Below are 25,416 nucleotides of genomic sequence, written 5' to 3'. Positions count from 1 at the left end.
GAGGAAAGAATAAAATGACAAATTCAATTATCCAATATGTACTTTACCTTGTAATACTTGTTGCCCTGGCCATCCCGCTGGGGGGCTACATAGCAAAGGTTATGAACGGAGAGGAAGTATGGCTTGGCAAAATTATCTCCCCGGTGGAGAATCTCATCTACAAGATTCTTAAGGTGGACCAAGAGGAACAGATGAACTGGAAGAAATACGCGGCAAGCGTTGGGATGTTCAGCATCTTCAGTTTCCTTCTGCTGTTCGCCATACTGATGTGCCAGGGGTTCCTGCCCTTAAATCCCCAGAAGATTTCCGGCATGAGTCCGGATCTTGCATTCAATACGGCCGTCAGTTTTGTGACCAATACCAACTGGCAGGCATACAGCGGAGAAACTGGCCTTTCATATTTTTCACAGATGGCCGGGCTTACGGTGCAGAATTTTGTATCCGCAGCGGTAGGAATCGCAGTGCTGTTCGCGCTGATCCGCGGTTTCATCAAAGCGAAGAAGGAAGGGCTTGGCAGTTTCTGGGCGGATCTTACCAGAATCGTATTATATGTGCTGGTCCCGTTGTCCATTGTAGTTGCCGTGGGCCTGGCTTCTCAGGGAGTCGTTCAGAATATGAAGGAATATGAGACGGTCCAGCTTCTCGAGCCGGTCCAGACGGAGGATGGAGAAGAGATAACGGAAGCCACCGTTCCGATGGGACCGGCGGCAAGCCAGATTGCCATTAAGCAGCTGGGAACCAATGGAGGCGGATTCTTTGGAACCAATTCAGCCTATCCGCTTGAAAACCCTACGCCTTTTTCCAACTTGATCGAAATGCTCTCGTTACTGCTAATTCCGGTATCGTTATGCTTTACATTTGGAAAAGCGGTGAAGGATAAGCGGCAGGGCCGTGCCATATTTGCGGCTATGGCGATCATGCTGGTGCTGGCGCTTGCAGGCGTTGCCATAGCCGAACAGAATGCGACGCCGCAGCTTATGGCAGACGGGCAGGTCAATATTGAGGCGACAGATGGACAGAGCGGCGGTAACATGGAAGGAAAGGAATCCCGGTTCGGAATCGCGGCCAGTTCTACATGGGCGGTATTTACGACGGCTGCATCCAATGGATCCGTTAACTCCATGCATGATTCTTATACCCCTCTAGGCGGCGCGATCCCCATGCTTCTTATGATGCTTGGAGAAGTCGTATTTGGAGGTACCGGCTGCGGATTATATGGCATGCTTGGATTCGCCATCATGACCGTCTTTATAGCAGGCCTTATGGTGGGGCGGACGCCGGAATATCTGGGCAAGAAGATCGAGCCTTTTGAAATGAAGATGGCCTGCGTCGTATGCCTTGCCACGCCGGTAGCCATATTGATCGGAAGCGGCATTGCCGCAGTTCTTCCACAGGTTCTTTATAGCCTGAATAATACGGGCGCACATGGATTATCCGAGATACTATACGCCTACTCATCAGCCGGGGGCAACAATGGTTCGGCATTTGCGGGATTTGCCGCAGATACGCCTTTTCTCAATCTTTCGCTGGGGATGATAATGGCTCTGGTGAGATACGTGCCTATGATGGCAGTGCTGGCCATTGCGGGAAGCCTTGCAAGGAAGAAGCATGTAGCGACGACAGCAGGCACTCTGTCAACCTGCAATGCGATGTTCGTAGGATTATTGATCTTCATTGTTCTGCTGGTTGGAGCATTGAGTTTCTTCCCGGCACTTTCACTGGGGCCGATCGCAGAACATTTACAGATGATAGGGTAGGAGGCATTAAGTATGGAAAAAGTAAAAAAAATCAGTCTTGCAGATGGAAAGATGATGAAAAGAGCCATCAAAGATTCATTCATAAAACTATCGCCGATGACGGAAGCGAAGAATCCGGTCATGTTCCTGGTATACGTCTCAGCGATTCTGACAACTGGGCTGTTTGTGTTGGCACTCGCGGGAATCCAGGATGCACCGGCAGGATTCATCTGCGGAGTGGCGATCATCCTGTGGTTCACCGTTCTTTTCGCTAACTTTGCGGAGGCGATTGCCGAAGGAAGAGGAAAGGCCCAGGCAGACGCTTTAAGGGCATCCAAGAAAGATGTGACGGCCCACAAGATTCCTTCCATTACAAAGAAGGAACAGGTGGAAGATGTAAAGTCTGCGTTCCTTAAGAAAGGGGAACTGGTCATCGTCAAGGCCGGAGAGCAGATACCATCAGACGGGGAAGTCATCGAAGGTGCTGCATCCGTCGATGAAAGCGCCATCACAGGAGAGTCGGCGCCGGTAATCCGGGAGGCAGGCGGCGACAGAAGCGCAGTAACAGGAGGAACCACCGTGCTGTCAGACTGGATCGTAGTGCGTGTCACCAGCGAGGCCGGAGAGAGTTTCCTGGACAAAATGATTGCAATGGTTGAAGGGGCATCCAGAAAGAAGACGCCCAATGAGATCGCGCTGGAGATATTCCTGATTGCCCTGACGATCATCTTTATCCTGGTTACTGTATCGCTGTACGCGTACTCCCTGTTCTGTGCAGATCAGGCGGGGATTGAGAATCCGACTTCCATCACTTCGCTGATCGCGCTTCTGGTCTGCCTTGCTCCAACCACCATCGGCGCATTGCTGTCTGCCATTGGTATTGCGGGAATGAGCAGGCTGAACGAGGCGAACGTGCTGGCTATGAGCGGCCGGGCCATTGAGGCGGCCGGGGACGTAGACACGCTTCTTCTGGATAAGACAGGGACCATCACGCTTGGAAACAGGCAGGCCAGCGAATTTATTCCAGTAGACGGCCACACCGTTTTGGAGGTGGCTGACGCTGCCCAGCTGTCCTCTCTTCCGGATGAGACGCCGGAAGGCCGCAGCATCGTCATTCTCGCCAAGGATGAATTTGGAATACGTGGGAGGAATCTTGAGGACTTAGAGATGGAATTCATCCCATTTACCGCCAAGACCCGCATGAGCGGCGTCAATGCAAAAGGAATGGAGATTCGCAAAGGGGCTGCAGAGGCAATTAAAAGATATGTGGAAGCAGGGGGAGGCATCTTCAGCAAAGAATGCGAAGATGTTGTAAAAAGGATTGCGGGAAAGGGGGGCACGCCCTTGGTCGTCGCAAAGAACCATCTGGTAATCGGAGTCATCTATTTGAAAGATATTATTAAGTCCGGCGTGAAGGAGAAGTTTGCAGATCTTCGAAAGATGGGGATTAAGACTGTGATGATCACCGGAGACAATCCGATGACTGCAGCGGCGATCGCAGCAGAAGCAGGCGTGGATGATTTCCTGGCGCAGGCCACGCCGGAGGGCAAGCTGGATATGATCCGGGAACTGCAAAGAAAGGGGCATCTGGTGGCAATGACCGGAGATGGAACGAATGACGCGCCGGCGCTTGCACAGGCGGATGTGGCAGTTGCCATGAATACCGGAACCCAGGCTGCAAAAGAAGCGGGCAATATGGTAGATTTGGATTCCTCGCCGACGAAGCTGATCGATATCGTGCGAATTGGAAAACAGCTGCTCATGACGAGAGGGAGCCTGACAACGTTCAGCATTGCCAATGATCTTGCAAAATATTTCGCGATAATCCCGGCTCTGTTCATGGGGCTGTATCCGGGACTGGCAGCGCTTAATATCATGGATCTGCACAGCGCGCAGAGCGCCATATTCTCGGCGATCCTATACAATGCGCTGATTATCATCGCATTGATCCCGCTGGCGCTTAAGGGCGTCAAGTACAGGGAAGTATCAGCAGGAAAACTGCTTAGAAGGAACCTTCTGGTCTATGGAGCAGGCGGCATCGTTGCGCCATTTCTGTGTATCAAAGTGATTGATATGCTGATTGTGTCATTAGGATTCCTGGCATAAATGAAGAAAGAGGTGTGGGCGATATGAAAATATTAAGATCAGTAACAGGAAAGGCGTTGGCAGTCCTGGCGGCATTTACTATATTGTGTGGGATTCTATATCCTCTGGCGGTTACCGGAATTTCCCAGCTGCTCTTTCATGACAAGGCAAATGGGAGTATCATAGAAGTGGACGGGGTCAAGTATGGATGCGAGCTTCTGGGACAGGAATTTACAGGCAAGGAATATATGTGGGGACGCATCATGAGCACGAACACGGAGACCTTCACGGATGAAAAAGGAAATGCCACGATATATGCAGGTCCCTCCAACAAATCACCGGCAAGCCAGGACTATGAAAAACAAGTGAAGGAACGGATCGCCATGATCCAGAAGGCCAATCCAGACGCGAAGGAGGAGGCCATTCCAGTAGATCTGGTCACAAATTCGGGGAGCGGCCTGGATCCTCATATCAGCACCGCCGCAGCCAAGTACCAGGTGCCAAGGATCGCAAAAGAGCGGGATATGCAGGAAGAAGAGGTGGAGAAGATCATTGACAAGTATACGACAGCCAGATTCTTAGGCATCTTTGGAGAAAATACGGTCAATGTGCTGCAGGTCAACCTTGCATTAGATGGCATTTTGAAGTAAGATAGGTGCGGTGGAAAAGATGAACTTATATGAAGATAAGAGAAATCCCGATCTGTTCCTGAAGCAGATTATGGAAAGCGAGAAGGAGCAGAGCCAAAAAGGGAGACTAAAAATATTTTTCGGATACGCAGCAGGCATAGGGAAGACCTATGCCATGCTGTCGTCTGCGCATAAGGCGAAAGAATCGGGGATTGATGTGGTGGCCGGATATATCGAGCCGCATACCAGGCCGGAGACCATGGCCCTCACGGAAGGACTTGAGATGCTTCCGCCCAGGAAGATTTCCTATAATCATATAGAACTGAAAGAATTCGATCTGGAGGCGGCGCTAATTAGAAGGCCGGAGATTCTGCTGGTGGATGAACTTGCTCATACGAATGCAGCTGGCTCAAGGCATGAGAAGCGCTACCAGGATATCAAGGAACTCTTAAGAGCAGGCATAAATGTGTATACAACCGTCAATGTACAGCATCTGGAGAGCCTGAACGATTCCATCGCGGGTATAACCGGCGTTATGGTAAGAGAGCGCATTCCCGATTCCGTGTTCGACGAGGCTGACCAGGTGGAACTGGTGGATATCGAGCCGGAAGAACTGCTGGAGCGCATGAAGCAGGGAAAGATCTATGGGGAGAAGCAAGCCAGCCGGGCCATGTATCATTTTTTCACGAAAGAAAATTTGGTGTCTTTAAGGGAGATTGCCCTGCGTAGAATGGCAGACCGGGTAAATCTGGCCCAGGAAGCCATATCCAACGGGGGCGCAGAGACGGTGGAGCATATATTGATCTGCCTGTCGCCGTCGCCCTCCAACCAGAAGGTGATCCGCCAGGCGGCAAGGATGGCCGGGGCATTCCACGGAAAGTTTACCGCCTTGTATGTGGAGACGCCAGATGCTTCTGGCATGACCAAGGAAGATATCCGGCAGTTAAATGAGAATACCAGGCTTGCAGAACAGCTGGGCGCCAAGGTAGTAACTTCCTATGGAAGCGATATCGTGGAAGAGATCGGGGCATATGCCAAGGTCTCCCGGGTCTCCAAACTGGTGCTTGGAAGGACGTATACCAAGCGCAGAATGCTATTTATCCGGGACAGTTTTTCGGAGCAATTGAGCAGGCAGGCCCCTTCCCTGGAGATCTTCCTGATCCCGGATGCCTATGATAAAAAGTACCTGAAAGGGAAGAAAAAACGCAAGCAGGCCAAGGGCAGAAAGAATACCGGAAAAGATCTGATGATCTGCATAGCAAGCCTGGCAGGCTCCACAATCGCAGCATTTGCCCTGAACCGTATATTTGGATTCAGTGCGGCGAATATCGTCATGGTGTATATGCTGAGCGTGCTGACCTGCGCCATATTTGCCAGCCGGCAGATCTGGGGAGCGATTGCCAGCGTGCTGAGTATCCTGGTATTCAATTTTTTCTTTACAGAGCCGTTTCGAACGCTTCAAGTCAATGATCCTGGGTACCTGATCACCTTCGGAGTCATGTTTATTACAGCGGTTATCAGTTCTACGCTGACCCGCAAGGTCAAGGATTACGCAAGATCGAATGCCCGCAAGGCGTATCGGACAGAGATCCTGCTGGAAACCAGCAGGAAGCTGCAGGACGCATCCACGCTGGAGGACATTGCCGCGAAGACGGCGGAACAGCTGGGGATGCTGCTGGAGCGGAATATTTACTTTTATCTGGGAAAACCAGAGAAAGATAATGCGCCGATTGTCTATAAGGTTCATGAGGATGCGCCGGAGATTCTGGATGATACGGAACTTGCAGTAGCCCAGTGGACCTACCGCAATAACAAGCATGCCGGATATACCACGCAGACTCTTCCCGGAGCCAGATGTCTGTGCATGGCAGTGCGCAGCACAGACAAGGTCTTCGCGGTGGTAGGAATCGACATGGAGCGGCAGGAGATTCCGGCTTTTGAAGAGGGGATCATGGGGGCGATTCTGAATGAGTGCGCATTTGCCCTTGAGAAGGAGGAATGGAGGCTCTCCAGCAAGGAGTCCGCAGTAAGACTGCAGAAAGAGCAGTTAAGAGCCAATCTTCTAAGATCCATTTCCCATGATTTGCGGACGCCTCTCACCAGCATTTCCGGTAATGCGGAGACCTTGCTGGGAAATGGAGAGCAGATTAAAACAGAGCAGAAGAACGCAATCTATCAGGATATCTATGATGACTCCATGTGGCTGATCAATCTGGTTGAGAATCTGCTGTCGGTGACCAGGATCGAGAATGGCTCTATGGAACTGAACCTGCAGGGCGAGATCATGGAAGATGTGATCATGGAGGCTCTAAGGCATGTGAACCGCAGGGGAAAGAAGCAGGAGATTGAAGTGGACTGCGATGAATTCCTGATGGTCAGGGTAGATGTGAAACTGATGATGCAGGTGATCATCAATCTGGTGGACAATGCCATCAAGTACACGCCGCCGCTTTCCATAATCAGCATTAAGGCGAAGCGGTTCGGGGACCAGGCGGTCATCTCCGTCTCTGATAACGGATCTGGGATTCCTGATGACCAGAAGGAAGAACTGTTCCGCATGTTCTATACCGTCAATCATTCCGTGGCGGACGGCAGGAGGGGTATGGGGCTTGGCCTTACGCTCTGCCAGGCCATTGTAGGCGCCCATGGAAGCAAAATCAAGGTATATGACAATGTGCCCCAAGGAACCATATTCCGGTTTGAACTGAAAGTGGAGGATGTGAAGATATGATGACGAATGAAAAACCGTATATTCTGGTGGTGGAAGATGACGCTCCTGTAAGGAACCTGATTACGACGACGCTGGAATCACAGAATTATAAGTATATGGCTGCTGCCAATGGGAATCAGGCAGTCATGTCCGCGGCATCTGGAAGCCCGGACATTATTCTGATGGATCTGGGACTTCCGGATATGGACGGCGTGGACGTGATCAAGAAGATACGGACCTGGTCCGTAGCGCCGATTATCGTGATCAGCGCCCGTAGCGACGATCGTGACAAGGTGGATGCCTTGGACGCGGGGGCGGACGATTATCTGACGAAGCCCTTCAGCGTAGAGGAACTGCTGGCGAGGCTGCGCTCAACGCTTCGGCGCGTCCAGTATCTGATGCAGAAGGAGGAGGGAAATGCAAGCATTTTCCATAATGGCGAGCTGACGATTGATTATGGCGCGGGAACGGTATCTATCGGAGAGCATGAGATTCACCTGATGCCTTTGGAATATAGCCTATTATGCCTCCTGGCCAAAAACGTGGGGAAGGTGCTTACCTATCAGTTCATCCTGGATAAAGTATGGGTCAATGCCATTGAGAGCGATAGGTCTTCCTTAAGAGTCTATATGGCTTCCCTTCGAAAGAAGATAGAGAAAGACAAGAACCACCCCCAATATATTCAGACGCATATTGGTGTCGGATACCGGATGATTCGAATATCCTGATAAAAAAGGATATTTTAACATGAATCATGTGAAACAGGCAGTGCATTATTGGTGCAGTGATACGATAGAAGCAATTAATAACGGCAGAGACGTATGCGTGGCCGTACTGGACACAGGACTTGCCATGCACCCCGATTTTACCGGAAGGGTCATGGACTTTAAAGATTGCGTGAACGGACGGCACGGCTTATATGACGACAGCGGCCATGGCACCCATGTGACGGGAATCCTGGCCGGGGACGGGCGCGCCTATCGAGGCGTCTATGGGGGGATGGCTCCCAAGGCCAGACTGATTATCGTCAAGGTTCTGGATGAAGGCGGGGAGGGGAGTATTCGGCAGATTCTGGAGGGAATCCGGTGGATCTTTCAGAACAGGCTAAAGTATGGCATTCATGTGGTGAATCTATCGGTGGGAGCAAAGACAGGCCTGGAGGAGACTAAGGAGAATGAACTGCTGCAGGCGGTGGAGCAGTTGTGGGATGCGGGTATTGCGGTAGTGGTGTCTGCCGGAAACTACGGGCCGGGAGAAGGGACGGTGGCAGTACCCGGAAACAGCCGGAAAGTAATTACCGTGGGGGCAATGGGAAATTCCAAGGTAAAGAATAACTGTTCCGGACTTGGCCCCACCCAGCAGTGCATTGTCAAGCCTGACCTGGTGGCGCCGGGCTATCAGATTATGTCCTGCAACGCAGATTATCCAAAGGATCGAAGACCTTATGTTATGAAGAGCGGGACATCTATGGCAACGCCAATGGTGGCAGGGGCGATTGCTCTATACCTGTCCAAATATCCGGACGCGGGAAATGTAGAGATCAAGCTGCTGCTAAGGGAGCGGTGCGATCGGGCCGGGGATAAGATGCCCTTCTATGGCTGGGGAATCCTGAACGTAGAGAAGCTGCTGAAGGAAAAGGAAGGGGAATAAAAGAAAAGACAAAAAAGAAAATGCCGGAGGCCATAGGATAAGTGGGCCGTCCGGTATTTTTTCAGTGGATCTCGCTGGACTCTATCGTGAGGATAATATTCGGGTGCTGGCATTTCTTGCTATAAGTCTCTTCCAGACGCCGTATAACGACATTGCGCCCATTTTCATTTGGAACGGCAATGATCAAAGAAAACTGGCAGATGCTGGATTTTGTATAGACATCGTTGCTTCGAAGCCGCTTTTCCATGACCTGCTGCAGGATATCCATCTCTTCTTTCATCTCGTTGCTGATCAGGGAGCCGTTATCGGTATCTGACAAGGTCAGGAGTATCAGGTAGTGGCGGCTCTGGGAACGCCGCACGGACCGGAGGTTCACCTGATAGATATTCTGGAAAATGTCAAAATTGCAGTAAAAGCTTCCCGGCTGGGTCTCCTTTTTCTTAAGGTTCTGCTCCAGAGAGGCCAGCGTCTGATACTGGTTAGGCATATGGCCTAGGATTTCCTGGTATATATCCTGCATGGAATCCGTAATATCCAAGCCATATTTCTGGCTGAACAGCGTGAGGATGGAGTAGTAGTAATCCAGGGCCTCCTGCACTTTCTGAAGCTTGAGAAGCGCGTATAGCTTCTGCTTGTGCAGCGACTCGTCGGTCGAGGGCGCCAGTTCCAGAGCCTTGTTGCATAAAGAGAGCGTCTCATAATAGTGCCCCTGGCAGTTTAAAAAATAGCACATCTTGTTGACGCATTTGATATAGAGATTGCCATAATAATTGCTGCGAAACAGTACCCAGGACTGATTGGCGAACAGGGGAAGAAACTCCCCTTTGTATAATTCAAAAGCCTGGCTTAAAAGCGCATACTGACGCGCAGGGTCTGGTTCCCGGAAAGCCTCGTGGCACAGGTGCTCAAACTGATAGATGTCGATATCCTGCAAAATGTCTGTATTCCAGGAATAGATATTATTTACCCGGACAAGAAGTTCCACGTCTTTTCCGGGATAGAACTTGCTTAGCAGTTTCCTGGTCCGGTAGCAAAGCGTCCGCAGGGCTCCGGCAGGGTTGTTGATATTGCCTTCGGGCCATAGGACGTCGATCAATGAATCGGAAGTAATATCGGTTCCCCGGTTGGCGATCAGATAGGCCGTTAATAAGAATGAAGTCAGGCCGCTTTTCTTAGAAGTAGTCATGACATAGTTCGAATTCTCTATGGTAAATTCACCGAACATGTGGATCTTTAGTGGTTCTAGTTCCTCGTCTGCTTGTGTCTGATTAATCATCTGCGATTCCTCCTAATATAATAAATATAAAGGTGATTTAAAAAAAGTAAATATAAAAGCATAAAATGCCGCTCATTTGTAACATTTTCGACTCTTGTGACGCGCAGGTGACGGGGAGGGTATATGATATATTAACATGCATATTCTATGCAAAACTTTATTTTATATAATGTACGACGATGTTATGCGATCAAAGGCTAGTGATATGAATGACTGGAAAAAGGAGGATCATACGATGAAAAAGGGGAAAAGAATTATTGCCTTATTTTTGGCGGTCTTGATGATTGCCACATCCGATACGGGCGTGTATCAGGCATTCGGCATGGATGCGGCGAATCAGGCATCTGAGGCTGAAGAGGCCGCCGGAGGAGAGGGGCAGTCTTCCGGAACCGTAGACCAAGAGGACATCTCTGGTCAGGAGCAAGGCGGTGCCGGAGATACGACAAATCAGGAAGGAGGACAGCAGGAAGCGGAAGTACAGACGCCGCCTTCCAATCAGGACAATTTTGGCGCAGACAGCGGGACAGATGCAGCGAACGGCAATGATATTGGCGACGCGGCAGGCGCTTTAGAGACAGACGGCATCAGCACCTTTGCAGCAGACAGCACGCAGAAGATTGAACTGAACGCAAAGGTGAACAACGATATGCCGGCTGCATCCGTGGCTTCCGGAGAGACGTTCCGGTATATCCTGGGATATAACCTTCCGGCATTGGGAAGCAGCGCGACCTACAATGCGGTTACGATCAAAATTCCGCTTCCGGATCATGTATCCGTAGCAGAAGACAGTTCCCAGAGCTGGGGGCTGGCCGTAACCGGACAGAAGATCGCCAGAGTCAGGCTATCCAAAGTAGACGGCGTCAATACGCTGAGCATTACGATGGATACGGGACTGAACGCCGGACAGGGAAGCGATATCTCCATCGTGCTCAAGACGGAGAACTTCCAGATGGCAGATGGCACGCAGATCATCTTAAACCCGACGATGGAAGGCATAGCCGGAGGCGTTACGGTAACCGGCTCTATCGAGGAGGCAAGCCGGCCGGTGGTGACGGTGAATGCGAAGGATGGCTGGAAGGTCTCAAAGTCTATCAGCCAGGATAGAGACGTAAGAATATCGAATGACGCGAAGTCCTATGAAGCAACCTACACCATCAATGTAGACAGTACGAAAGCGAATTTCAATTCGAACGGGCGCATGGCGGTGACAGATTATCTTCTGACGGATATCCTGCCTACGCTGGCGTCTGCCGGAAGTTACGACGGATATCCGGACGGCGGCCAGCCTTATGAGGTGGCTGCGGTGACCATGGGCGGCCAGCCGCTTGTAAAAGGAACGGATTATGATGTGGTGGAAGAAGGGGATACCGTGAAGTCCCTAAAGATCCGCACGTATGAGAAAGCAACGCAGACAGATGTGGCGGATTACCCAAACATTACAGAAGGCTCCATGATGCCTACTACTTATACGGTTACCCTTAAGTATCACAGGAATCCATATATTGTGGAAAGCAATAAAGTGCTGAATAAATGGACGCTTACCAACACGGCCCAGCTTGACTATGCCCTTCTGGGAACGGCCCAGGCTCCAAGTACGGATACGGCGCAGATTCAGCTTGGGGAAAAGGAGAAGGCGGCAGATCCGCAGTCCATCGTGATCAATAAATACCTTCAGGTGGGAACAGAACTGCTGCCGATGGATGAAGAGACTTCTTCAAAGTTCCATACAGGCACCGTTGCGTTTAAACTCTATGACGAAGATGGCCAGCCCGCAGTTGACATCGAGGGAAATGCCCTAAAGGATGCTAATGGAAATGAACTGGCAGATTCTACGATAGCAATCGGAAAGGATGGCAGCGCCACCTTCCAGAATCTGTACCGGGGCACCTATTATATAGAAGAAATCGTAAGCGATGATTCCGGACTTCGCGTGCCATCCGGGAAGAAGATCAAGGTGACGGTAAAGAATGGCCAGCTGGCCTTGGACGATGCCGATGGGTATACAGCCGAACTGGATGGCAATGGTCTGAAGATCGTGAATACGACGGATAAATATGGAATGGTCCAGTTCTATAAATATGGCAAGAACGCAAATGGAAAAGTGGAACCTCTGGAAGGAGTTAAATTTGCGCTGACCTTGCCAGGAGATGAGACGCCAAAGTATACGGCGGTCTCGGAAAAAGACGGCCGGGTGAGATTCCAGGGCGTAGAGCCGGGCTTATATGAGATCCGGGAAACCAGCGTGGGCAGCAACGGGGAATACGTCGCTGCGCCAGGCGTGATCGGTACCGTGACGGTGACGGCAGGGCAGATCGCATCCCCGGCCTTTACATCTTCCGAGTCCACAGGGCCGCTTGCAAATCCCGGGTATGTGAACGTATCCCCGAAAGGCCGCTTTCAGTTAAAGAAGACGGATGAGAAAGGGCATATCATCACCGGCAGCCCCGCCACCTTCCAGCTGTATGGACCGTTCGAGACGGAGCAGAACATCAACGGACTGACGGAGATTCCGCAGGAATGGATGCAGAAACTGGTGAAAAAGGCGGATGGCTCCGCCTATGAGATGAGCACCAGCAATGGAATGGCAACTTCCATCGCGCTTGAAGAAGGCTACTATGTCCTGAAAGAGACGAAAGAGCCGGACGGATATGCAATTATTGAAAATGGAATGGCACAGGTAAAAGTCGCCGCGAATATTGCCACTACAGAGTTGAAGGTTCAAAATACGCCGAAGATCAAGGTCCGTTTTCTGAAGGAAGGAAAGGTCGGCAATGTGACGGTCACCGATTCCGCGCAATTGACGGGCGCAGAATTCGAGATCTGGGATTCGCTAACCGGAGGAACCTGCCTCTATGGCGGAGAAGAAGGGAACCCGAAGGGGACTCTGGGAACCAAGCTGGTCACGGCAGTGGACGGTACCGGAAATCCATATACCGAATATGCGCAGCTTGCTCCGGGCACCTATTATTATATCGAGACAAAAGCGCCGGAAGGCTTCCAGACGCCGGATGGAAATACCCGTACAGAGTTTACGGTGAGCCGGGGAGAAGAGACGAAGGATATCACCGTAGTGAATACGGCGGACTATGGAAGGATCAAGCTGGTAAAGAAGGATTCCCATAGCGGACAGACGCTTGCAGGCGCAAAGTTCCAGATCTTTATGGACAGTGCATGCAAGCAGCCAGTGACGGACAGCAAAGGGAATCCGGTAGTGCTGACTTCGGCGGATAACGGAATTGCCTATTCTCCCCTGCTGCCAAAAGGCACCTACTGGCTCAAGGAGATCGAGGCGCCCAAGGGGCATGTGATGAGCAAGACGGTCATCCAGGCGGATGTGGGCGAGAACCAGGAGACAGAGATCGAGGTTTCCAACGACCCAGAGGTATCGCTTAAGATTCAAAAGACCGATTCCGTAACAGGCAATGTCATAACAGAGGATACGGCCTCCTTCCGCCTGAAGGCGCAAGATGACGGCGGCGTGTGGCAGTGGGTGCAGGCAGACCCGGCGGTAACGACGGACGGCGTCGTTGTCTTCACTGGACTGGTGCCGGGAAAGGCTTACCAGATCTATGAGTTTAAAAGTCCGGCAGGCTACGTGCCGGCGGATCTTGCAAACGGGACGCTGGTGACAGTAGTGACGCTGCCCTCCATCAAAGAAGATGGCTACGGCGAGGGTCTTATCTACAGCGAAGTGGTGAAGAATGTGCCTCTTGGAACCTATAAGATTTATAAGACCACGGATTTTGACGGCAACGGAGCAAATGTTCCGCTTGGCGGCGCGGTCTTTGAATTGTATCAATGCGGGGATACGCCGGATGCGGCGGCAGACTGCGTGGAGAAGAACCTGGTGTCTGCCCAGACTACGGATGAAGGCGGAAATGCCCAGTGGACGGGACTGCTGCCAGGGGAATATTGGCTGAAGGAGATTACAGCCGAAGGCCATCAGTTGATGGCAGAGAATCCCAGACGGGTGAGCGTAAAGCCCGGACAGAACACGGCGGGATATCCGGACCTGGAACAGGTGGATGAGATCCAAAATCAGGCCAAGGACGGCAAAGTAGCCATAGCCAAGGCTGATGCCAATGAGCCAGGAGCGAGGCTGGCCAATGTCACATTCTCAATTTACAAGGAAGAGGCCGGAGTGACCGATTATAGCGGCAAGGAAGTTATCGCGACCTTAACTACGAATCAGGATGGCAACGCGATTTCCGGGTGGCTTGAGCCGGGATCGTATGTCCTGGTAGAACAGGAACTTCCGGATGAACTGAGCAGTTATGAGCGGGATACGACGCCCCATGCATTTACGATCACCGCAGGAGAGACGAACCGGACCTACCTGGAAAATCCTATCGGGAATAAGAAGATGGGCCGACTGTTTGTCGACAAGGTCGCCAAGTTCGCGGTGTCAGGGACGGACTCCGTCACCTATCCGCTGTCTGGCGCGAAGATCCGAATCTTTAAGTGTACCGGAGAAGGCAATAAAGAAGCAGATATTCAAAAGAACCCTGTATTAGATACCTTTACCATGCCAGGCGGCTCCTGGGAGTCCGGCCTTCTGCCGGAAGGCGACTACTGGATCGAAGAAGTCGCTGCGCCGGAAGGATACCACCTGAACGGGACGGACCAAGCCATGGCCTTAGATGATCTGGCTGTGCGCATGCAGAATACTTACAAGATATCCGTCGTAAGCGGAGAGACTTCGAAGACGGATGCGAACCAGATTACGATCGCCAATGAGACGAAGCGGGGCAAGTTAAGAGTCAACAAGACGAGTCCTGCGGGAACGCCTTTAATGGGCGCTGAATTTACGATCTACAGAGAGGTATCCGAAGAAGAGTACCAGAAGGCGCCAGCGGATCAAAAAGAAACTGCCACCAGCCAGGGAAAGACGGTATATCTGGTAGAAGCGAAGGTGTCAGAAAGTTCGGATGCCTCCGGCAGCATGATGCAGACGGACGCAAACGGAACGGCAGCGACGACAACCCTGAAGGCAGGAGATACCTACTGGCTGAAAGAGACCAAGGCTCCTGACGGCTATTATATGGGGCAGGAATGGTATGGCCCATATGTAGTAGAAGAAGGGAAGGAGACGATAGTCACAGCCGTCAACTATCCAGAGACGCCGATTGTGGGACAGAAGACGGATGCCAGCGGGAAGCCGCTATCGGGCGCATATATGGCAGTGTATCGTACCGCGGCGGATGCCGGGATGGTGAATCTGTATCTGCAGCAGAACCAGTATGAGACGGATGCCGCAAAGCGCGCGGCATTAAAGACGGTACTGGAGAAAAAGAAGAATGATCCGGATTATCAGTTTACCGGCATCTATGATGCCAATGGATTCAATCATATCTTACAGGTTGCCGTCTCGAAGGCGGATGGCTCCTTTGCTTTCAGGAATCTGGCGCCAGGCACCTATTACGTGGCAGAAGTACTGCCGCCAGATGGGTATGCGTATGATTTTAACACGGTCAATACTTTGGTAGTAAGCGTGGACGACAAGGGAGAGATCGTCTATTCTCCTGTCACGGCTGTCAATCATCTGATGGGCTATCTGACGGCTGAAAAGGTGACGATGATCGGGAATAAAGAGTATCCGGTGGCGGGCGTTAAGTACAATGTATATGCGGCCATATTGGAAAACGGCCAGTATGTAAAGACCGGCGCCGTATTATATACCGGATATACGGATGAGCAGGGCATCTTTAAGTCCGTGCTTCTCCCGGCCGGACACTATATCGTGGAAGAAGCGGACGCGGAGGAATATACCGAAGCGGCGCATCCGGCGCCGACGATCATCGAGATCGGCTCTGCCGATAAGGGAAAGACTCCAAATTCAGGGTATTATCACGCCGAGGTGAAGGAAGATGAGACGACGGATGCCGGAACCTTCGTGAATACGGCCAAGGTAGGCAAGTTCACGCTGCAGAAGCAGGTTGTAAATAATGGCTATGTCAATCAAGAGGATGTTACCGCCACATTTAAGCTGGAGAAAGCAATAGACTTAGAGAAAAATCAGTGGGAAGTGGTCAATGAAGAGATTCCGGTAACGGTTAAGAAGAATACTTCGGCCAGCGACATCTATCTGTCGAAAGACCTGGAAGCTGGAACCTACCGGATCAGCGAGACGAAGATGCCAGGCTACACGGTGAATGCTTCGGTGATTCAGTTTGAGATCCGCGCAGGGAAGGTAACCGGCATGGATGGAAACGGGAACATCATCTATGGCAACGCAGAAGATTCCCCGATCCTATTCTCCAATGACCACAAGGGCTACCTGACGATCCGGAAAGCGGGAAGGTATGTCAATGACAAGGGAGAACTGGCAACGCGGCCGCTTTCCAATGTAGAATTCAAACTATACAAAAGAGTGTCTGACGATAAGAAAGCCGATTGCGTCAAAGAGAACTATATTGACACAAAGGTAACCTCAGGAGGAAATATAACTAACTGGGAACTGGATGCAGGCAACTACTGGCTGGTTGAAAGCAGCGTCGGGAATAACGCGCCGGAGTACCAGGCCGGAGGTGTGGAATCAGCAATGCCCATTACGGTAGAAATAGGCAAGACGCTGGAACTGACCGGCGATCAGAGGATTATCAATGAGTCTTCTTATGGAAGATTCAAGATTAAGAAGGTAGACGCGAATGATGGAACCGGCCTGTCCGGCGCAAAATTCCAGATCTACACAAAGAAAGCGGACGGCTCTTATAAGAAGTATTCCAACACAATACTGACCACCAGCGCTGATGGCACGGTGGTAACCGGACTGCTTCCGCAAGGGGAATATTATCTCAAGGAAACCCAGTCCCCATCCGGCTATGAAACGCCTGCAGATGTCTACTATGGCCCCTATGCCGTAACCGGGCAAACGCTTGCGGATTATAGCAATGAAGCTCAGGGGCAGATTGCAAATAAGAAGTATTTCACTGTCCAGATTGAAAAGGTGGCGGCAGCGGATCACTCGCCGCTTGCGGGAGCCATTTTCGGACTTTACGATTCCGAAGAGGCGGCAGAGAAGGGAACCTTGGAGAATACGCCATCCGAGCGAAAGAGCACGACAACGATTCAAGAAAGCGGCAACAGCCAGAAGGCGGTCGCTGTCTTTGAAAAACTGCTTCTGGAAGACGGGGATGGAAAGGCAGTATCTTCCCGTACCTTCTATGTCAAGGAACTGAAGGCACCGGAGGTAAGCGGAGAAGCATATCTGATGAATGAGACCATCTACCCGGTAACCATATCCTACGACAAGGATCAGACGGTGGCAACGCTGGATAGCCCGATCGCAAATGACCGAAAAGGCAAGATTAGCATAACAAAAGAAGGCGCATGGACGGATGCCAGCGGTATTACCGGCATTGAGAGGCTGGAGGGAGCGAAGTTCGAGATCTATGCGGTGGAAGAACGTGGAGACAGCCCAAGCGGCGAGTCTTGCGCAACCCTGGTTACCGGCGCGGACGGAACGGCGTTAAGCGTTCCTCTGGATGCCGGATGGTACGTAGTAAAAGAGGCGGAAGCACCGGCAGGCTATGGACTTAGCGATACGCTCTACTGGTTCGAGGTAAAGGATAACCAGATTGTCACAGCCTATGATACAAAAGACGCTCAGGGAGGATATACCTCTTCTGGGGCAGCCATTATGAATGGAGCCCAGAGCGGACGCTTCCTGCTTAAGAAGTATGATGGCAATGCCAGCGAGCCGGAGGGGAATCTGACGGCGTTAAGCGGCGCGGTATTCAAACTCTACCAAAAGGAAGCGGACGGGACATGGAAACTCTATGAAGGCGGCAGTACCCAGAAGGATACCTTCGAGGTGTCCCAGAACGGCTACACGTCCTGGTACCTGCCTTACGGCGACTATATGATCCAGGAAGATCTGCAGCAGTCAAAGCCGTATTATACCTATACGGAAAACAATATAAGCCATACCATCTACTGTGCTCCGTCCCAGGAAGAGATCAAGTTTACGATCAATGAAGAGAATGCAGGAAAAACCCTGTCTCTGAAGGCGCACAACAGTCCGAATGGCAGCATTCGGTTCACCAAGTACGGAGATACCAACCATAACGGGCAGATTGACGCTGAAGATGAGAAACTGGAAGGCGCCACCTTCCGTCTGTATACGGATGAGGCATGCAAGGCGGAAGCCCTGGGAGGAAACTCCTTAAGGACTACGGATGCACAGGGGCTGTGCGCATGGGAGGATCTTGCGCCGGGCACTTACTATATCAAAGAAACCCAGGATGGCCAGGGAACGGTGGAAGCGGCAGGATATCAAGTGATGGAGGAAGCCGTAGAAGTTACGGTGACCGCAGGGCTTACAATCAATGCCATTAAGCAGGACCCGGGTCTCCTCGTGGAAGAGGCCTCCATGCTGGACGCATCCGCTGCCGGCAGAATCCGGGTGAAAAAGACGGATAAAGATGGAAACATCCTGGCAGGAGCAGAGTTTAAGATCTATAAGAAGAGCGGGGATACGTGGGTGGATACGCAGATGACGGTGACCACCACGGATTCGGCAGACGGGACTTTGTCCGGCCTTCTAAAGGCAGATGCCAAGGGAACCACGTACAAGGTGGTGGAAGTCAAAGCACCGGCAGGCTATACGCTGGATGACAGATTCTATGACCTGGAGCAGATGGTGACCGTTTGGCCGAACCATGTGCCGGAAGCAGACGTAAACCTCGTCGCGTTCACCAATAAAAAGGCGGATGAGGTACAGGGATTCCAGGCAAAGATTGAAAAAGAGATCAGCGATGATGACGAGGGCTACAAGAAAGATGCGCCGGTGACATCCGGCCAGAGCCTGATGGAGGAAGGGTACGACTATCCTGTAAACTTCAAGGTGGATGGCTATGCGGATGGCAGCAATGAAGTGGGCGCCAGTGAATTCGTGGTCACGGACAACGACATAAAGCTGTACAGCAAGGCCACGAAAGAAATGGCAGGAACCGATTATAAAGAGATGGACGTGACGACGGATCCGGGAAGTTCGGTGATCAAGGATTACCGGATGAACAGCGTTACGCTGGGGCATTCCTGGAATGACAGCCCATACAATGATGGGATCAAGGAACAGACGGTTGGCGCGAAAGTATACGTACAGACGACGCTGGCGCAGAAAGAGCAGGATGAGTGGCCGGCAGAGCCATATAAGGTGATTGAGGACCTGAGTCCGCAAGACGGCGTGAAGGTTGAATTCGATGAAGGCGAGCATGTGATCGGCGTCAAGGTAGAGTATACCAATGTACTGGCCGGATTTTACAGCGAGGGACTGGTGATTCATACGACCTTCCTGAACCGTTCATGGTCCAGCCGGGAGATCAATGAACTCCGCCAGATCAGCAACCAGGCCAGCATCGCATGGAAAGACAGCCAGCTGGATGAAAACGGCGATCCGCTGGAGACGGGCGCGCATATGGGAAGCCAAAATTCCCAGATCGTGTTTGCCCAGATCCCGTCCTATATTGAGAAGATCCCGGAAGTACGGATCACGAACACGATCCAGAACCAGAAAGCCAGCGGATTCTTTTCCGGAGAAGATATCAAGTATCAGGTGATGGCGGAAAATGTGGATGTGGAGAATCAGGAAGAGGTATTCAAGGAACCAGTGATATCCGTCCGCATGCCAGCGGACACGACGCTGGTACAGAGCACTTCCCAGCTATCCAGCGGATTCAGCGTATATTACCGGAACCGGGACGGCCAGCTGATCACGATTCCGTCTACAAGCTTCGATATCGTGGCAAGCGACGTGCATCCTTATGTCTCAATTGATGCAGATGGGAATTACGTGGAAGATGAGAGCCGGACGACGAAGCAGTATACGTTTGTATTCAAGAACTTCGAACTGGGCGAAGGAGAGCAGATATTCATTGACTTTACCGGAACGATCTCTTACGCGCAGAAGACAGACTTAAACGCACTGATCTGTCCAGCCTACCTGAGCAGCAATTATACGCTTCCGCCGACGGTGGAGAATGAGAAAGGCCTGAGTTATAAGCCGGCAGCCGAGAACAGCATGGTTACCGAAGAGCCGGTCATTGACGCTGCGGTAGACAAAGAACTGGAATATCTGAACCAGCCAGCCCAGGCGACGGTGTCCAGCGCCACAAGCGTCCAGCTTTTAAAGGAGATATCCACGGACCGCAGCCTTTGGGGAAGCAATGTCAGCGTGAACGCGGGCGATCAGGTTTACTACAAACTGACGCTTTATAACAATTCGAGCAACACTTTATCAGAGATTCGCCTGACAGACATCCTTCCGTTTAACGGAGACCGGATGACGCTGACCGGTACGGACAGAGGCACGACTACGCCGGCATCTGACGCATCCCATGACGAGATGACGCTGGCAAGCGTGGAGGCAGCCGGGACATCCGGAGGCGTAAACGGCGAAGCGGTGCAGGCAGAGCCTACCGTGTATTATTACGCAGAGCCGGATGCCTATGCAAACAGCTGGCAGGGAAAGGCGCCGGGAACCGACGAAGCGGATGGGGCGCTTAAGATGCTTTACAGTGCGGGGACTGACGGATCAGCATGGTCCGACGGCTGGTCCACAGTGAAGCCCCAGGAGCGCAATATCTCCGCCGTGGGCGTGAATGTGACATTCGGGGAGAAAGGCCTTCAGCCAGGAGACTCCTATGAGGTGGTGCTGGTGATGAATGCTCCTGAGTACACGGTGGAGCAGATGAGCGAGTATAATGGAAAGATTATGGCGAATTCCGCTGCTTCTGCTGTAATTCTCAAAGGAGCAGCCGGGGATGCTATTCCGTCCGAGAACAGGACTGAGCCAAACAAGGTCATCTGTACGCTGAACCTTCCGACAGGCAGCATCGGCGACTATGTATGGTTTGACGCCAACCAGGATGGCATCCAGAATGATACCAAGGATCTAGAAGGCAATCCATATGATCCCGGTCTGAACGGCATCACAGTCAAGTTGCACCAGAGGATCACCTACCGGGCGAATGGACAGATCCAGTCCAGAGACGTGGTCCTAAAGACCACTGAGACCCGGTCGAAGGAAGGGGCAGGAAAAGGCTACTATGAGTTTACCGATCTGCCGTGCAATTATCTGGAAAGCGGCAAGACGGATCAGACCAATCCAGACAATTATATAGGAAATGAATTTTATTCCTACTATGTAGAATTCGTGCTGCCGGACGGCTCCAAATATACGCCGACGGCCAAATATGCAAACGGCAATGAGAGGGATGAGAAGGATTCGAATGTGAACCCGGACGGCACCACCGATCCGGTTGAACTGTGGGTAAGCCGAGATCCGGATACCGGCAAGCTTCACGGAGAGAAACGCACGGACATCGACGCCGGCCTTGTAAACGCCTACGCCATCGGCGATTATGTATGGAAGGATACCAATAGCAATGGAGTCCAGGACGACAATGAAAAAGGCGTGGAAGGAGTCTCTGTAAGGCTGTATAAAGTGGAAGGCAAGGATGGACGCGTGCAGGACGGCGATGCTCCAATTGCCAGTACAGTAACGGACAAAGAGGGCCATTACCAATTTGACGGCTTGCTCCAGGGGTATTATGTCGTAGAATTCGATACCTCCACGCTCACGCATGAGACCAATGCCTCCGGCTATACCTATCAGTACGATTTTACGAAGGTACTAAAAGTCGATGAGGATGGCAAGGAAGCCGATTACAGCAACGAGAATAACAGCGATTCCGATGCACAGGAAGATGCGGGCGAGAACGGGCGCATCCGCCGAACCAGGACGATCTGGCTCACGAAGAACGATCTTACGGCCGCGGGCATCCAGGATAACATGGATGACCGATGGGATGCCGGCCTGGTAGAGTACAGCGCTCTGGGCGGGTTCGTGTTTGACGATGCAGACTACAATGACCTGCATCTTGACAGCCTGAATATCCCGCTTAGCGGCACCAAGGTGGCGCTGTATAAGATTGACGCGTCAGGAAACCGGGAGAAGGAGCCGATTGCCGAGACGGTAGTCGGAGCAGATGGAAGATATTATTTTGACCATTTGCTGATACCGGATGGAACCTATCAGGATTACGCCGTACGGTTCGAGTACCCTGAGGGATATACGGGAGTGCAGGCGAACCAGGATCCTGACGGAGATGACGGCGCATACGATACCAAAGCGGCCAATGATTCCACCATTGACTCGGATGTCAATGAATTTTCTACGGTGGGAGGCGTGACCAACAGGCGGATTGGATATATCAGGCAGATCCGGCTGTATCCGGCGACCATCTCCACAACCTGGGATGCTGGCGCCAGAAAATATAGCGCCATTGGCGACTATGTGTGGATAGATGCCAACAAAAACGGATTGCAGGACAGGACGGAGACCCCGATCCCGGGCGTCAGAGTCGTCTTGCAGTTCCGGGATGACCAGCAGTCCCCATGGCAGTATGCGGGAGAGACGACAACCGACGAGACTGGATATTATGTATTTAAAGACCTGGAGAGCAGCGAATGGATCAGTAAGGACTACCGCGTCGTATTTGCGCTGGAGCCGACAAGAAAGGTGACTACGCTCAATGTTTCCGAGGGAAATAAAGCCAGCACCAATGATTCCGATGCCATCGGCAAATACGAGGCCGGAATTATCGACGGCACGCTGCTGAATCCACAGTCGACAGGAGGCTATGTGACGGCCAATATCAAGCCGGGCTACGGCGAGGAAGACATGACCTGGGACTGCGGAGTCATACCGGTGCTTTCAGCGCTGGGCGATTACGTCTGGTATGATGACGACTATAATGGAATCCAGGATGACGGAGAAAAAGGCGTGCCGAATGTGAAGGTATCGCTGGAGTATAATGAATCCGGCAGAACCGGAGACAACGGTTCCTGGTCAGAGATCCGGACCACATATACGGATGAGAACGGCTATTACTGGTTTGCCGACCTGAATCCTGGCTATTACCGGGTACGCTATTATATCCCGGACGGCTACCGGGCAACCAAGTATAACCGGGGAACCGGGGATAATGGAAACGCCGTGGATTCTGACGCGTCAAGAAGAGCGGAGGGGAATTCTTATTACAGCAGGCATTTCTATCTGAATGAGGATACCCAGGATCCTACCTGGGATGCCGGCATATATAAGCCGCAGACCCGGGTGGTACGAAAGACCACAAGGCGGACGACGACAAGGCGAAGAGCCAGAAGAACAAGAACCGGCGACGTATCCAATCTGGCGCTGTATGCGCTTCTGCTGGCCGCATCCGGCGGGACGGCAGGAACCTTGTATTGGAAGCGGAAAAAGAAGAAAGGGGTGTAAAAAAATCCGGGACTTTATAAAAATGAAAGGTTTTGTGACGGTGGTGTGACGGTGCCATATTATGGTATAGATATAAAACAGATTACAAAACCTTTCATATAAGTCGAACAGGAGGAAAGAATAATGAAGAAAAGAATATTAGCATTTATTATGGTGCTGGCAATGCTTATCGGCATCGGCCTCCCGTCACAGGAAGTAAAAGCAGCCGGGGGCGTAAGCGCCAGCTGGGGAATGAGCGGCGGATCACAGGCCTTCTACATCTCGAATGGAAGCAGCGAGACCGTATGGTGCGACGTATACGTGGTAGGCGGTTCCAGATATGGGTCCGAACAGCAGGTTGCGCCAGGCGGGAGCACGACGATCACCGCGGATAAGTCTTTATATCTTGAATTGATCGTAACAGGCGATGTTTCAGGAAATGAATATGCCTATGTAGTCAGTTCAGGAGAGCATAACTATACCGTATCCTACAACCTGGGAGGAAGAAGCGAGGTGGTTGAGACCGGAGTAATCCAGCAGGGAGACTCCTTTGAGTTTGTTGCCGATTCCTTCTATGTAGACGCAAATGGAAATGAGTGGCAGCTGGCAGCCTCAGAGAATGCATCCAGAACGGTGGCATATGGGACGGAAAACTACAGTTTCAATTACGTGGCATATGATCCGGGCCCGGTGTCCGCATCCGTCGCATTCGTAGATGAATATGGAAATGTCCTGAAGAGGCAGTCCAAGTCCATTGCCTATAACCAGGGAAAAGGTCAGGTGACTTTCGATCTGCCAGGCGAACTGGAAGTAAACGGACGCAAATATGAGATTGATGACACGCTCACCGGAAGCCTGACCATCAGTTATATGGATGATGTCTTGGATTACGAGATTTCTTACCGCTCCGTATCACAGCAGGAAGAGGGACCTTATACGGTGACCGTAGAATATTGGGAAGTGGATGCAGCCGGCAAGCCGGTCACATTCCTTGGAAACACCTATTTTACACAGGATACCAATGCAGACAGCGACTATGTTTTTAACGCGCCGCAGACGATCAGAATCAGAAATCAGGAAGCAGGAAGCGAGACTTATTACAAAGTAGTCAGCAATGCGACCATTACCCAGGCTCCGAAGGGTGAAGAACGTCTCTATACAGTGGGATATCAGAAGTATGCCGAGGAAGAGCCTTATGAATGGTCAATCCGCCTGATCGATGCCGAGACAGGCAAGATCCTGAAAGAAGAAGTAAAGATGGTGGACGCGGGAACTACGGAGGCTTATAAGGCAGCCACTGAGATTGAAGCGGACGGAGTGAAGTATCTTCTGGACAGCAAGATGGAAAGAGAGTATACCCACACCTATAACCAGGGAAGCCGGATCCAGAACATTTATTACCATCAGGAAAGCAGCGAGCTTCCGGCATCCTATGACCTGACGATCCAGTATATGAGCGTATCAGATAATACCATGCTTTATACAGATAAGACTGCCGTGACGGCGGAAGCAGGAAGCGCGCAGGTTGCTTCTCCCCAGAATTATGAGGCGAACGGGAAGCGGTATGTAAGGCTGAGCGGACAGAGCGATGTAGTGAATCATGATTTCTACTCTGCCCAGAGAACCTATACCATCTATTACAGGGACGTCAACGATGAGCAGAATGTGGATACCGTGGTAACGCAGGAGGATGTGGTGACTTCCGAGAACCTGGTGGATGACGGGACGCAGACGGCGACGGTGCTGACCAATGCGACCACAGGCACAACGGTGACTTTAAATGACGAAGGCGTGCCGCTTGCCAATACCCAGACAGATGATGAAGACGATAACGGCCTGGTGACTTCTGAGGACGAGGATGTGCCGCTTGCCAATATCGACGGCTCAAAAGGAGGAATCCTTGGGGCGGCAGCAAGCCATCCGGTTACGACGGGCGTAATCCTTGCGGCGCTGCTGGCAATGATCGGTATCGCAGGATACTTCTTCTGGAAAAAGAAGAATGAAAAAGAAGATGCAGCCGGAGACGGAAGCAATTAATAAAAAGATTTTCAGGGTGTCAAGAAAAAATA

Annotated in this window: 9 protein-coding genes; 8 read left to right on the top strand and 1 reads right to left on the bottom strand. The window is 51.6% G+C overall.

Annotation, left to right across the window (positions count from 1 at the left end; genetic code table 11):
* The first annotated feature begins 14 nt into the window (after positions 1 to 14).
* The 6 genes from kdpA to K0036_RS10840 are packed head-to-tail and all read left to right on the top strand — an operon-like array spanning position 15 to position 8,810.
* A complete protein-coding gene (gene kdpA, locus K0036_RS10865; RefSeq protein ID WP_220429718.1) occupies positions 15 to 1,757 on the top strand; it encodes a potassium-transporting ATPase subunit KdpA in 1,743 nt (580 codons plus the stop codon).
* A gap of 12 nt (positions 1,758 to 1,769) precedes the next feature.
* Positions 1,770 to 3,842, top strand: coding sequence for a potassium-transporting ATPase subunit KdpB (gene kdpB, locus K0036_RS10860; RefSeq protein WP_220429717.1), 2,073 nt, complete (start codon positions 1,770 to 1,772; stop codon positions 3,840 to 3,842).
* A gap of 23 nt (positions 3,843 to 3,865) precedes the next feature.
* Positions 3,866 to 4,471, top strand: coding sequence for a potassium-transporting ATPase subunit KdpC (gene kdpC / locus K0036_RS10855; protein WP_220429716.1), 606 nt, complete (start codon positions 3,866 to 3,868; stop codon positions 4,469 to 4,471).
* Positions 4,472 to 4,490: 19 nt separating this feature from the next.
* The gene (locus K0036_RS10850) at positions 4,491 to 7,181 is read left to right on the top strand and encodes a sensor histidine kinase (RefSeq protein ID WP_220429715.1); all 2,691 of its coding nucleotides are present in this window, start codon (positions 4,491 to 4,493) and stop codon (positions 7,179 to 7,181) included.
* Positions 7,178 to 7,888 (top strand): response regulator, encoded by a 711-nt coding sequence (locus tag K0036_RS10845; RefSeq protein ID WP_220429714.1) that lies wholly within the window; start codon positions 7,178 to 7,180, stop codon positions 7,886 to 7,888. The genes K0036_RS10850 and K0036_RS10845 overlap by 4 nt, the downstream gene beginning before the upstream one ends.
* 19 nt (positions 7,889 to 7,907) lie before the next feature.
* Positions 7,908 to 8,810, top strand: a complete 903-nt coding sequence (locus tag K0036_RS10840) for a S8 family peptidase (RefSeq protein ID WP_220429712.1) — start codon at positions 7,908 to 7,910, stop codon at positions 8,808 to 8,810.
* Between the two features lie 61 nt (positions 8,811 to 8,871).
* On the opposite strand, the gene K0036_RS10835 is transcribed toward K0036_RS10840, so the two are convergent.
* On the bottom strand, positions 8,872 to 10,086 hold the full coding sequence (locus K0036_RS10835) for an AfsR/SARP family transcriptional regulator (RefSeq protein WP_220429711.1): 1,215 nt from the start codon (positions 10,084 to 10,086) through the stop codon (positions 8,872 to 8,874).
* A gap of 235 nt (positions 10,087 to 10,321) precedes the next feature.
* On the opposite strand from K0036_RS10835, the gene K0036_RS10830 reads away from it, so the two are divergent.
* Both K0036_RS10830 and K0036_RS10825 read left to right on the top strand, forming a co-directional pair.
* Complete coding sequence (locus tag K0036_RS10830) at positions 10,322 to 23,368, top strand: SpaA isopeptide-forming pilin-related protein (RefSeq protein WP_220429710.1); 13,047 nt, start codon at positions 10,322 to 10,324, stop codon at positions 23,366 to 23,368.
* A gap of 123 nt (positions 23,369 to 23,491) precedes the next feature.
* Positions 23,492 to 25,384, top strand: a complete 1,893-nt coding sequence (locus K0036_RS10825) for a hypothetical protein (RefSeq protein ID WP_220429709.1) — start codon at positions 23,492 to 23,494, stop codon at positions 25,382 to 25,384.
* Positions 25,385 to 25,416: the final 32 nt, after the last annotated feature.

The organism is [Clostridium] scindens (assembly GCF_019597925.1).
In the GTDB taxonomy this organism is placed as follows: domain Bacteria; phylum Bacillota; class Clostridia; order Lachnospirales; family Lachnospiraceae; genus Clostridium_AP.
Note: the sequence above shows the minus strand (reverse complement) of the source record. Positions and strands in the feature narration are given on the sequence as shown.

Bases quoted from the DNA above. Each gene is read 5' to 3' on its own strand.
- kdpA (WP_220429718.1), top strand. From the start codon at position 15: ATGACAAATTCAATTATCCAATATGTACTTTACCTTGTAATACTTGTT.
- kdpB (WP_220429717.1), top strand. From the start codon at position 1,770: ATGGAAAAAGTAAAAAAAATCAGTCTTGCAGATGGAAAGATGATGAAA.
- kdpC (WP_220429716.1), top strand. From the start codon at position 3,866: ATGAAAATATTAAGATCAGTAACAGGAAAGGCGTTGGCAGTCCTGGCG.
- K0036_RS10850 (WP_220429715.1), top strand. From the start codon at position 4,491: ATGAACTTATATGAAGATAAGAGAAATCCCGATCTGTTCCTGAAGCAG.
- K0036_RS10845 (WP_220429714.1), top strand. From the start codon at position 7,178: ATGATGACGAATGAAAAACCGTATATTCTGGTGGTGGAAGATGACGCT.
- K0036_RS10840 (WP_220429712.1), top strand. From the start codon at position 7,908: ATGAATCATGTGAAACAGGCAGTGCATTATTGGTGCAGTGATACGATA.
- K0036_RS10835 (WP_220429711.1), bottom strand. From the start codon at position 10,086: ATGATTAATCAGACACAAGCAGACGAGGAACTAGAACCACTAAAGATC.
- K0036_RS10830 (WP_220429710.1), top strand. From the start codon at position 10,322: ATGAAAAAGGGGAAAAGAATTATTGCCTTATTTTTGGCGGTCTTGATG.
- K0036_RS10825 (WP_220429709.1), top strand. From the start codon at position 23,492: ATGAAGAAAAGAATATTAGCATTTATTATGGTGCTGGCAATGCTTATC.